We start from the raw sequence: 11,881 nt of genomic DNA, 5'->3' as shown, positions 1-11,881 counted from the left end.
AGATCTGATATAATTTCTGCTAGGCAAGATGAAAGGGGCATAGTTCGAAGAATGAATTTATTGTGGATCAAATTAAAGTTGAACCTTAAAGGACATTGGAGCCATTAGTACGCCCCATGTCCTTTTGTCAATTTGTTTTTTGTTGCGTGAGTGAAACTTTTGTGAGAATAACTCCCTTGCCTAAAGTCTTAAGCGCCGCAGCGGACCCGCCGTTAAATGAAGAAGATCCCACTCTATACTCAAGCTTGGTGAGCAACTTGCCCTGGCGGTCTATATAACCGAATCTGCTGTCTGCTCCGGATTTTGATTCAACCCCTACCAAAGCGACTCCTTCTTTAAAGTCAAATGCTCTATTATATTGCTGATAAGCAATAATCTGAGTTCCGTTCTTATTGATATAACCGAGTTTTCCTTTTGAATTGTATACGTAAGCCAAGCCCTCGCTAAAATTACCGGCACCGTAATATTTAAAAGGAATAACCGTCTTTCCATTTTTATTAATAAAGCCCCATTTTCCCTTGGCATTTTCAACAGCCGCTAACCCTCCGGAAAAATCGCTTCCTGCGTTAAATTGGAAGGGGATGATCGTTCTACCCGCTGCATCAATGAACCCGTATTTTCCTTTGCTGTTTCGAACAAGGGCCACTCCTTCGCTGAATCTGCGCGCATACGTGTATTGGTATGGAATGACCAATTCCCCGGAGGTATTGATAAATCCGAGCTTGCCGCCTTTCGGCGCATAAGCCGCTGCTAAGCCGCCGCTGAAGGCATAATCCGAATCGTACGTTTGGTTAAAGGTATGAACTATTTTCCCAGAGCGGTCAATAATCGCCTGTTCCGTTGAATCCGGAATGGACACATGAGCAACTTCCTCCGAGAACCTTTCTCCATTCGCATACTTGCAGGGAATTGCCAGCGCGCCTTTGGTGTTGATATATCCCACAAGCTTGGTTTTCGTGTTCATTACCATCGCCCGCTGTTCGGAAAAATCGCTTAACGGTTTGATCCAAGCGGGAAGGGGAAAGGCTTCTTGTCCTTTCGCATTGTAGTAGACAAGAGTTCCATCCGATTGTTCGGAGAATAGTAAGCCGTCATGGAATTGCCCGTCGCTTGCAGGTCGGACAGGACTGTAATTTATCGGCGTTTGTGAGAACTTGATCTGTGTTGCGGATGAAACTGCGAAGCAGATTCCCGACATAAGGATTGTCATACATCCAATCAGTAACGCTAATCCAATTTTCTTCATTATTACATGCTCCTTTTCGTCTTTAGTGCACAAAATATATCCTATTATGAAAAATAAATCCATGAATTTAGACATTCAAATGATGAATAAGTTTCGCGCCAACAAGAACGAATACCGACTTTAAAAAGACGTCGCAGCCATTTCCCTTACTGGAACATTTTTAGAGACGTATGCTGCTTTGCTGTCTTTTTACGGCTTTAAAAATGAGAAGGGCTATTTCATTCGTAGAAGAATCTACTTATGAAACAGCCCCACAGGAACTTCCGCGCTTAATGTCCTCTTTGCTTCAGTGTACTTGCTCGTTTTGGTACAGGGCGGATATCTCCTGGAATTTACGCTGGCAGCCAAGAAATATCCGGACGATATCCGGATCGAAATGCTTTCCCGCGTTCCCCTCGATGATCTCAACCGCCAGTTCATGGGACATGGCTTCCTTGTACACCCTTTTGCTTGTAAGCGCGTCATACACGTCGGCTACAGCCATCAGCCTTGCTGATAGCGGAATTCGCTCCCCCGAAAGCCCTTCGGGATAGCCTGTACCGTCCCATTTTTCATGATGGGAATAGACGATTTCCTTCGCGTACCGGAAAAAAGTCTCTTTCTTGTTCATCAGCTGCTCTGCCCGCAAAATCGCTTCTTTACCCAAAGTTGTGTGGGTCTTCATGATTTCGAACTCTTCCCGGGTCAGGCTCCCCGGCTTCAGCAGAATATGATCCGGTATTCCCACCTTCCCGATGTCATGAAGCGGAGCCGAGGTGACGATCAGGTCAACCGTCTCCCGGTTTAAGATCCCGCTGTATTTGGGCGTCCGGGCGAGGTGAATGGCCAGCTCTTCAATATACAGCTTCGTCCGCTGGATATGATTTCCGGTATCGACATCCCTAATCTCGGCAAGAGCGGCCATCGACATGATGGTCACCTCCTGAACGAGAGAAATCTCCTTGATCCGCCGCGATATCTCCTTCTCAAGAAAATGGTTCTTGTCTTTGAGGAAATCTTTGGACTGCTTGAGAGTCAAATGCGTCTTCACCCTCGACAGCAGAACTGGAGCGCTGATCGGTTTCGTAATATAGTCTACCGCCCCCAGCGCGAAGCCCTTGTTCTCATCCTCCGCTTCTTCTTTGGCAGTTAGAAAGATGACAGGAATATCCTCCAGTTCCTTATCCATTTTCAGCCGCCGGCATGTTTCATAGCCGTCCATGATCGGCATCATAATATCCAGCAGAATTAAATTGGGCGGCGCGGACTTGGCTACCGCGAGCGCCTTTTCGCCGTTCGTGGCGATTTTTATTCTATACCAATCTTTCAGGAGGCCGCTAAGTAAAGCAATGTTATCAGGCGTATCATCCACTACTAATACAACGGGTCTCAGGTCAAGCATTCTCATCACCCTCAATGTACAGATTGCTGCTCCTTTCCACCCTTTCAATCCGGTCAATCGCGTCTTCAAAATCGAATATCCCGATCGATCGTTCCATCTCGCACCAGTCTTCCGGCTCCATCCATGCCTTTAATTGATTCTTCATCGCATTGAAATAGTCTACCGCTTCACTGTCGCTATCCTTCAATAGACTCAGCAGCCGCCCTATCTCCTGCTTTATCGGCCGGCGAGGAGGCGTATTTCCTTCTGCTTCGGCACTGGAACTGGGGACCTCTTCTAATACGGAACGGATTTCTTCCGATATGCCGAGTACGGCAGTCTCAAGTCTCTCAATAAGCGGCATCATCTCCACCCCGGCCGGCCCTGCGGACAGCAATGCGCTGATTTCGCCCGATAAGGTCTCTACCTCCACAGCGCCGATATTGCCGGATACGCCTTTTAAGTTATGAACAAGCCTATGCGCTTCGGCGAAATCCCGCCCGTCTACGGCCTCTTTGATCTGCCTTACGGTATTGCCGTTATTGTCCGCATATTTCCGCAGCAGACTAATATATAAAATCCCGTTGTTTCCCATGCGCTTGCGGCTGTTAACCGTATCGATTCCACCAATCTGCGGGAAGTACGGCGCTGCGATGTTTTCCTCTTGCCCGGTCCCCCCGCCGACCGATTGTGAAAGCTTGCTTCTCACATCGTCTGGAGTCCATTTATCGATGATGCTGAACAGAATAACGGGGTCGATCGGCTTGGATACATGATCATTCATCCCGGCTGCCAGACATTTCTCTCTTTCTTCCGGCATCGTGCGGGCCGTCATGGCGATGATCGGCAGCTCCGAACCCTTCTCCCGAATTCTTCGCGCAGCTTCGAAACCATCCATTATCGGCATTTGCATATCCATCAGCACCAGTTGGAAATAGGATTCCGGCCGTTCCCTGATCATCCGGACAGCCTCCGCTCCGTTTGAAGCGATCTCCGTCTTAACTCCCTGGCTTTTCAGCAGTTCAACGGCGATTTGCTGATTAATCTCATTATCCTCTGCCAGCAGAACCCTTAGACCCGCAAGCTTATAATCCTTCTCATACGCTCTTGAGGGCACAGGCAGCTCCCCATTATGCGGCGCGAACAGGTTAATAATGGTGTCGTAAAGCAGGGACTGATTAACGGGCTTGACCAGCACATCGTCCAAATCCGCAGCATCGGCTTGTTTTAAATAAACGTCCTTCCCAAAAGCTGTAACGAGAATAACTGCGGGAATGGATTTAAGCGTGGCGTGTTTTTTTATCCTCCTAGCGGTATCAAGTCCATATTCGCCCTCAATCTCCCAATCCAAAAATACGAGATCATAAGGTGCATGCTCATCCGCAGCTTCAAGAGCAAGAATCGCTTTTTCTCCGGACGATACGGCAGATGCGCTGCAATTGAAATCCTGCAGGTTTTTAACCAGAAGCTCCCTTGCGGCCTGATTATCGTCAACGACAATCATCCGAAGCGACCTCATCTCCTTGGGCATCTCCCGGGGCGAGGAGCTGTTGGCCTTGCTGACACCGAACCATGCCGTAAACGCAAAGGTACTCCCCTCGCCCGCCTTGCTCTCCGCCCACAGGTTTCCTCCCATCATCTCGACAAGCTTGCGGCTGATAGCCAGTCCGAGACCGGTCCCACCGAATTTGCGTGTGGTGGAATTGTCTGCCTGCGTGAACGCCTGAAAGAGTCTTGCTTCCGCTTCTTTACTAAGGCCGATCCCCGTATCCCGCACGCTGAATTTCAGCTTAACCCGGTGGTGTACACGGTGGACCTGCTCGACCCGGACAACAACTTCGCCCTTCTCTGTAAATTTCACCGCATTGCTTACCAGATTGGTCAGAACCTGCTGAAGGCGAAGCGGATCGCCGGTTAGATTCACCGGGACATCGGCCGGTGTATAATACATCAGCTCCAGTCCTTTGTCAGATGCGGACTGGCTTGACATGGCAACGGCGTCCGTCATAACTTCCGGGAGTTCGAATTCCGTAACCTCCAGTTCGAGCTTTCCGGATTCCACCTTGGAAAAATCAAGAATCTCGTTAACAATGCCAAGCAAAGAGGTTCCGGCATTATGTATTTTGGACAGATAGTCTCTCTGCTTCGGACTGAGTTCGGTCTTGAGCGCCAGATGAGCCAGTCCAATAATGGCATTCATCGGGGTGCGAATTTCATGGCTCATATTGGCCAGAAACTCGGATTTGGCGGCCGTCGCCTCTTCAGCCATGTACAGAGCTTGAGTTAGCTCGCTTTCCTTTTGCTTGAGCTCGGTAATGTCCTCGGAAACGCCCAGAAGAAAGAGGGCATTACCATCGGCATCCATAATGGGCAGCTTCGAGGTCTGAACATAACGGAGCGTGCCCTGCTCGCTGTCGCCCGGTAAAATTTCGATCTCGCTTAAGGCCTGTCCGCTCTCCAGAACTTTTCGGTCCATTGCGCTCTGCTTCCTGGCTACCTCCGGGGGAAACAGGTCGGTATTGCTCAAACCATTTATTTCCTCAGGAGAACGTTCAAGGAAATCGGCGCAGGCCTGATTCGCTTTATAGATCTTCAAGTCTTCCGCATCTTTAACATAGATCATCACAGGGATATGATTAATGATGACATCCAGAAAATTGCGGCTCTCCAGAAGCTCCTTTTCGTTAATCTTCAGATCGGTGATATCCATCATGATGCCTAAATACCCGCCCTTGGTACCATCTGACAAATGATAGGCCGACAAGGAATAAAGAATATCATGCTCTTTGCCGTCGGAAAGATGCCTTTTAAGCTGCCTTTGAGCGGGTTTGCCGTTTCGGTCCACCTCTTTTCTCATATCGTCCATCTCTTCATAGTTTGTACGGGGCAAATGCGCTAAATCTCTTGTATGCAGACCGGTCAGTTCCAGCCGCTTCACGTTGAACGCCTGCTCGTAGGCCGTATTGCAGCCAAGGAAATAACCTTCAACATCCAGATAAAATAACGGATGGGGCAATGTGTCGATAAGCTGTGACGTGAAGTGAAGCTGGTCCAAAAGCTCTTTTTTGATGCGCTTATACTCGGAGACATTCTCTTTGATGCCTACATAGTGAGTGATCTTCTGGTTGTCATCCTTGATTGAAGAGATGATGACGGCTTCCGAGTACTTCTCGCCGTTCTTTTTCTTGTTGATAAATTCCCCCTGCCAATTGTCGCCCTTGCTGATTGTCCTCCACATCTTCCAATAGGTTTCCGGCGCCGTTTCCTCCGACTTAAGAATACTTGGCGTTTGACCGACCGCCTCTTCCATGCTGTAGCCGGTTATCTCCGTAAAATAAGGATTGATGTATTCAATCCGGCTGTGCGAATCGGTTATTATGATAGAGAGCGGCGATTGCTCGATGACATTCAGATACAGGCGCAATTTCTCATTATACTTTTTTTCGGTCTCCAGCATCTTTTTGGCGTCTCTGACCTGTTTTACATACAGGCGCACAATAAAATAAGCCATTATGATAAGCACTACGTAAACAATACTATGTATGGAAGCCACGCACGGTACACCTCCCTTTAGAGCCATCTTGATGTAGACAGACTCTCTCTAATCTTTCTTCGACATAATCCAACAAAAAAATTAGATCCGTCGCCAGGTGGAAGCGCTTACACTAAAATATAAATACCTGTCAAAAAAAACAAACGGCCGCCCAGCGCCTTCATCAGGCAGCCTGGCGGCCAAATCTTATAAACCCAATACTATTTTACCGTCGCGTTATACTGCTTCAGCTTGTCGGTGATCTGCGCCGCAGCATCCTCAAGCGCCTTCTTCGGCTCCTTCTTCCCGTTCAGCGCCTCCTCAATTGCGCCTTCCACGATCTGGCGCGCTTCCGGGAAAATCCCCATTACCGCGCCTGATGTGGCATTCGAGGCGCTTGAAGCATGAAGCTGATCAACGGCAGTCTGGAACTGCGGGAATTTAGCCACATTGTCTTTTAAGACCTGCTGATCGTATGCGGCCTTCGTAATCGGGAAGTAGCCGGTGCTTACGCTCCATTCCGCCTGAACTTCCGGGGAAGCCACGTACTTGATAAATTCCCAAGCCGCTTTCTGCTCCTCCTCCGGCTTGTTGTTCATAATGTACAGACTGGCTCCGCCGACAACAACGCCGCCTTCTTTGACGCCTTCGGGTCTTGGCAGAAAGCCGGTTCCCACCTTGAACTTGCCCCCTACCGCATCCACGATCTTCCGCAGGGAGGCGGTCGAATCCAAGGTCATCGCTACCTGTCCGGCGGCAAATGCGCTGTCCGTATCGTCCGTATCGCGTCCAAGATTGGCAACGGCTTTTTCATCCACCATCTTTTTCCACCACACCAGCGTCTTCACACCGGCGTCCGAAGCAAGTAGCGATTCCGTCGCCGCCTGATCGCGGCCATTGCCTCCGTTCACATACTCGGCATTCTGATTGGCGAACAGCTGCTCCATGAACCACCCGTAAATCGCGATCGCGGCCCCCGGCTTGCCGTTCTTGCTGAGCGCTTTGGCTGCCGCCTCATACTCCTCAAAGGTCTTGGGCGGATTCTCGGGATCAAGTCCGGCCGCTTTGAAGGCGTCCTTGTTATAGTAGAGGATTGGATTGGACGTATTGAACGGCATCGCGTTCAGTTGCCCGCCAATCGTATAGTAACGGATAATGTTCGGTTCCAGGGAAGACAAGTCAAACTTATCCTCGTCGATAAACTTTTGTACCGGAGTAATCATCTTGGAGTCGATCATAAATTTGCTGCCGATCTCATACACCTGCATCAGATCCGGGCCGCTGTTCGACCCGAGTGACGCCTTCAGCTTGTTCAGGCTCTCGTCGTACTTACCCTGGTAAACCGCTTCAACCTGAATGCCGGGATGGCTTGCGTTAAAGTCGGTAACAATCTTGTTGATTGCTTTCTCGCCGCTGCCGGACATGGAGTGCCACCAGGTGATTTTTACCGGTGCCGCTGCGGTATTATCCGTGCCTTTATCGCTGCTGGACTCGTTGTTAGACGACGTATTGGTTGCTTCAGTATTCGCGCCTGTGTTCCCTCCGCAGCCTGCCAAAACCGCCATAAACATGGCGAGCACCAGAATCATGCCCCGTCCGAAACGCAGTCTTCTAAAGCCGAACCTTTTCATTGTATTAACCTCTCCTTTTTTTGGTTATCCCTCTTTGTGAATCTATGGATCATCTGCATCAAGCAGCTGATTTCTTGCAGTGGCCCGTATTTTCTAGCCCTTCAGCGCTCCCGCCGACATGCCCCGCACCAGCTGCTTCAGCCCGAATATAAGCAGTAGCAGTGAAGGCAAAATAACGAGCGTAATTCCGGCAAACACCAGATTCCACGAGGTCGATTCTTGAAATTCCAGCATGGAAATGCCGATCTGCACCGTCCGCATCATTTCACTGTTCGTAATCAGCAGCGGCCACAAATAGGAGTTATACGTATTTAAAAAGGAATAGACGGCCAAGGTGCCGATCGCAGGCCGGGACAGCGGCAGCACATGTAGCAGAAAATAGCGGATATGCCCGCAGCCGTCCATCCGTGCCGCTTCGTACAGCTCCTTCGGCAGCTGGAGGAAGAACTGGCGCAGCAGGAAGGTTCCGAACGCCGTCGCCAGAAAGGGAACCGTCAGGCCCTGATAGGTATCGAGCCAGTTCAGGCTGCGGACCGTCAAATAATTCGGGATCATCGTGACTTCCCAGGGCACCATCATCGAAGCGACAAATAAGCTGAAAATAAAGCCCTTGCCCTTGAAGTCCATTTTGGCAAATGCGTAGGCCGCAAGGCTTGCCGTAATGAGTTGGCCGATCATAACAATGCCCGATACAAGAAACGTATTTCCGATAAAGGCCGCGATCGGCACGATTCCGAATACGTCGATGAAATTTGCCGGATTGAACGAATGCGGAACAATGGACGGCGGAAAGGCGCTCGCTTCCTCCGGCTTCATCACGGACAAAAAGAAGCTGTACACGACCGGATACAGCGCAAATACAGCAGCCGCGATAAGGATGAGATAGACGGCGGCTTGTCTAGCGATATGCTTTTTCATTGATAATGCACCTTCCTTTCCACCCATTTGAACTGAACAAGGGTAAGGAGCATGATGACCACGAACAGCAACAGCGCCTGCGCGCTGCCGGTCCCGAACCGGAAATTCACGAAGGCCTCCCGGTAAATGGAGTAGACGAACACATTGGTGCTGTCCATCGGACCGCCCTGAGTCAAAATATTAATCTGACCGAATGATTGAAAAGCGCTGATGATCGATACGACAAGAACGAAGAACAGCGTCGGAGACAGAAGCGGAATCGTAATTTGGCGGAACATCGCCACCGGGCCCGCACCATCGATCTTGGCGCTCTCATACATGTCATCCGGAATACCCTGCATTCCGCTGGAAATCACAATGTAATTGAACCCAAGATTCATCCAGACGGTCATCAGCGAGACGGAGAGCAGCGCCCACTTCGGGTTGGTCAGCCAAGGAACCGGTACCAAACCGGCAAGCTCCAGACCGGAGTTCAGCATGCCAAGCGACGGATGAAACAGAAACTTCCAGATGACCGCCGCGGAACCGACGGAAAGCACCATCGGAAGCGAAAATGCGAATTGGAACAGCCGCTTCCCCCTTAGAAGATTATGAGTAAGCGCCGCAAGCACAAGAGCGAGCAGCATCCCTGCCGGTACCGTGAGGAGCGCGAACAGCGCGGTCACCCGAATGCCGTCCAAGAACAGACCGGAGGAAAACAATGCCGTGAAATTCTGGAGTCCGACAAATGAAGCAACTCTTCCCGCCGGGTCCGTGCTGTACAGACTAAGGTACACCGACCGCAGCAGCGGATAGAACATAAACACCCCGAACAGCAGCAGCGAAGGCGCGAGAAAAGCATACGCAAGCATATTTTCCCGTACTTTCAGCCTCTTTAACGAAACTGTACGCAGCCTTCTTCCCGCTGAAGCTCTGCTTGTTCCGGCAGGAAGGCTCCAACGATTATCAAGCTCGCTCATGGCGAATGCCTCCTTTTTGTTGAAATCTGCTCTTGTACAATCCTCTGCAAGTGTAAGACTTGAATGTAAAACGAAAACGCCGGGAAACTCTGGCTGAGGTAAAACTTTTGTAAAACTGTTAACCGAATGAAAAACACAAAAAAGCTGTCCCGTAAATTTTCATACTCAGGGACAGCTCCGGTTATAGGGTGCGCGGCCAGCGGGCCCGGTCTTCAAATGAAACGGAATTCCTCCATCTTAATTTTGTCGAAAAGAACCAATGCCAAGACTGAAAGGGAATTCCTCCCTATAAATCTGGTTTTTTTGCTGAAAACAAAGAAATCGCAGAGTATAAGCCGGAGCTTTTCCCGTTTATACTACTGCGACGCTCTTTTTTCTTAAAATAAAAGGGAGCTTTTCCTGCTCATGCTTACTCCTACCTGCAGATTATAGTGAAGCCCATCCATAGCCTACGGCTCTCATTCTCCCGGGAAATTCACCTAATCCTGCATCATGCTCTCAAACAGCCTTTCGGTATCCTCCCGCTTGCACAGCTCCCGCTCGGGATTCATGACGGCGGCCGCTCCGGCGGCGATGCCGAAGCGGACGGATTCCGCCAGCGGCCCTCCCTGCTCCAACCGGTAGACAACTCCGGCCACCAGACTGTCGCCCGCGCCCACAACACTGACAACGGGTACCTTGGGAGCAGAGATATGCTCGGCTCCTTCCTTAGAGATCATGAAGGCTCCCTTCGCTCCCAGCGAAACGATAACCGCTTCGGTCCGGCCTTCCGCGATGAGCTTCTCCGCCGCAGCCTTCACATCATCGTCGCCCGAAAGCGTCATTCCGGTTAACTCTTCCAGCTCGCGGGCATTGGGCTTTAGCAGATACACGCCCGCATCGGCTGCCCGCTGAAGAGCTTCACCCGACGTATCCACGATTACGCGGCAGTTCCAATCCTTGACGGAATTGATGATCTGCGCGTAGTAATCCGCCGGGCATCCGGGGGGCAGACTGCCGCTTAAGACCAGATAATCCGGCTTGGTCTTGAGCTGATTTAATTGATCCAGACACCGCTGCCGGTCTTCCTCGCCAAATACCGGACCCGGCATATCGAATCGAAACTGCTGCCCGGTCGACTCCTCCAGAACAATGAGATTCTCTCTCGTTTGTCCCGAAATCGGAAGGGACTGATGCTCGACGCCCTCTTGCTCCAGCATTTGATGAATCAGCTGCCCGTGCAATCCTCCCGACGTGTACAGAGCCAGAGCCTTACCGCCCAATCTGTGGATGGCTCTGGAGACGTTAACCCCTCCTCCTCCGGGTTGATAGGTCGCTTCACGGCAGCGGAGTTTATGGTCGGGAACCACCTGCTTTATTGCTGTGCTGGCGTCCACGCTTGGGTTAACGGTCAAAGTAACAATCATTTCCGCATCTCCTTTTTTGGGGAACCTCGTTATATTCTACCTAAACGGTATACTTCACATTTACCCTTTTTATACATGGAAATGCCGGGCCGGGCCCTATTTATCCAAAATGTCGGTTCCGTATTGCCAATTAATTGTTTATTCAATATACTGTTTATCATTAAATCAATTTATATATAAACAGGAGTTGCTGCCATGAACCCTTTGGCTATTGAAATTCAGAATCTGCGTAAAACATTCGGGAACCACACCGTTCTGGGCGGAATCAGTCTTTCGGCGCAACCTGCGCAGCGGAATTGAAATCACGCGTTGGCGGAGAGGTGATCGAACTGAGGAATGCCGATGATGAGATTATCCGCAAGGTTTCAACCGATGGCAGCATTCTGGATATCAGCCGGACGCTCAGAGAATTGTCATTAACCCTGCCGGGCGAGACAAAGGTTAGCATCAGCAGACCGAACATGGATGATGTATTTCTGGCGATGACCGGAGGAACGGAGGTGGCACAGGTATGATGATTCCAAAGTCTACGGTCAAGACCGCTTCCCTCGGCGTAACCAGCGCCGTCTTTATCGGCCGAAGTATTCGCCACAATCTTCGCAATACCGAAGCGTTGACGATGCCCTCATGGCTGCAGGGAGCTGCGGAGAACCAGCCGATCAGTCCGGTTGTCGAAGCGATTCGCGGACTGCTGACCGGGGCCCAGGCTCCCGATCAGACTTGGAAAGCGGTCCTATGGTGTATGCTAATCCTTCTTGTCTCCATGCTGTGGAGCATACGGACGTTTCGGCGTAAAGCCGGCCGCCGATGATGGCGCCGCCGTCAAATG

9 protein-coding genes are annotated in these 11,881 nt (G+C 50.5%); 2 read left to right on the top strand and 7 right to left on the bottom strand.

The annotated features are described in order from the left end of the window. Nucleotides 1-127: 127 nt before the first annotated feature. From L691_RS0126390 to L691_RS0126360, 7 genes are all read right to left on the bottom strand, one after another. Nucleotides 128-1,246, bottom strand: coding sequence for a WG repeat-containing protein (locus tag L691_RS0126390; RefSeq protein ID WP_232229286.1), 1,119 nt, complete (start codon nt 1,244-1,246; stop codon nt 128-130). A gap of 286 nt (nt 1,247-1,532) precedes the next feature. After that, on the bottom strand, nt 1,533-2,627 hold the full coding sequence (locus tag L691_RS0126385) for a response regulator (RefSeq protein ID WP_025693195.1): 1,095 nt from the start codon (nt 2,625-2,627) through the stop codon (nt 1,533-1,535). Next, on the bottom strand, nt 2,620-6,159 hold the full coding sequence (locus tag L691_RS30920) for a PAS domain S-box protein (protein ID WP_025693194.1): 3,540 nt from the start codon (nt 6,157-6,159) through the stop codon (nt 2,620-2,622). Before L691_RS30920 ends, L691_RS0126385 begins: the two co-directional genes overlap by 8 nt. A gap of 200 nt (nt 6,160-6,359) precedes the next feature. After that, nucleotides 6,360-7,769, bottom strand: coding sequence for an ABC transporter substrate-binding protein (locus tag L691_RS0126375; protein WP_025693193.1), 1,410 nt, complete (start codon nt 7,767-7,769; stop codon nt 6,360-6,362). Nucleotides 7,770-7,862: 93 nt separating this feature from the next. Beyond that, nucleotides 7,863-8,687, bottom strand: a complete 825-nt coding sequence (locus L691_RS0126370; RefSeq protein WP_025693192.1) for a carbohydrate ABC transporter permease — start codon at nt 8,685-8,687, stop codon at nt 7,863-7,865. Next, complete coding sequence (locus L691_RS0126365) at nt 8,684-9,646, bottom strand: carbohydrate ABC transporter permease (protein ID WP_025693191.1); 963 nt, start codon at nt 9,644-9,646, stop codon at nt 8,684-8,686. Before L691_RS0126365 ends, L691_RS0126370 begins: the two co-directional genes overlap by 4 nt. Before the next feature lie 479 nt (nt 9,647-10,125). Continuing rightward, nucleotides 10,126-11,052, bottom strand: coding sequence for a 1-phosphofructokinase family hexose kinase (locus L691_RS0126360; RefSeq protein WP_025693190.1), 927 nt, complete (start codon nt 11,050-11,052; stop codon nt 10,126-10,128). Between the two features lie 296 nt (nt 11,053-11,348). Between L691_RS0126360 and L691_RS0126350 the strand changes: the two genes are divergently transcribed. After that, nucleotides 11,349-11,567, top strand: a complete 219-nt coding sequence (locus L691_RS0126350; protein WP_025693189.1) for a hypothetical protein — start codon at nt 11,349-11,351, stop codon at nt 11,565-11,567. Beyond that, the gene (locus tag L691_RS0126345) at nt 11,564-11,863 is read left to right on the top strand and encodes an ABC transporter permease (RefSeq protein ID WP_025693188.1); all 300 of its coding nucleotides are present in this window, start codon (nt 11,564-11,566) and stop codon (nt 11,861-11,863) included. Before L691_RS0126350 ends, L691_RS0126345 begins: the two co-directional genes overlap by 4 nt. Nucleotides 11,864-11,881 lie beyond the last annotated feature (18 nt).

Source organism: Paenibacillus zanthoxyli JH29 (assembly GCF_000520715.1).
Lineage (GTDB): Bacteria > Bacillota > Bacilli > Paenibacillales > Paenibacillaceae > Paenibacillus_AQ > Paenibacillus_AQ zanthoxyli.
Note: the sequence above shows the minus strand (reverse complement) of the source record. Positions and strands in the feature narration are given on the sequence as shown.